Origin of the sequence: Bartonella sp. TS82HLJMH (assembly GCF_042193495.1) — a bacterium.
GTDB classification, from domain to species: Bacteria; Pseudomonadota; Alphaproteobacteria; order Rhizobiales; family Rhizobiaceae; genus Bartonella; species Bartonella grahamii.
Genome location: NZ_JBHILU010000089.1, coordinates 467 through 791, shown reverse-complemented (window position 1 = coordinate 791; position 325 = coordinate 467). Strand labels below are relative to the sequence as shown.

The 325-nt window shown below is 41.2% G+C and carries 1 pseudogene; it reads left to right on the top strand.

Annotated features, from left to right (window positions below):
- Positions 1-325, top strand: a pseudogene (locus ACFIKO_RS09405) (hypothetical protein); the annotation flags it as partial.

Sequence of the window (325 nt, the reverse complement as noted above, 5' to 3'; positions counted from 1 at the left end):
AGGTGGTGGTGCTAGCTATGAGAATGGCGCATGGACTGCTCCTACATTCAAGGTTAAAACAGTCAATGAAGATGGCACCTCTGAAAATAAGGATTATCCTGATGTAGCGAGTGCTTTTGCAGGAGTTGGTAGTTCTATCACGAACGTTAAAAACGAGATTACCAATCAGATTACTGATGCGAAAAGTGATTCTTTGAGCTGGAGCGATGCAGATAGTGCATTTGTAGCACAGCGTAGAAAGTGGGATAAAAGTGACAAACGTCAGGGCTACAAAAATGAAAAAATTAAGTATCTTGCAGATGGAGATATTTCTGCTAGCTCAACA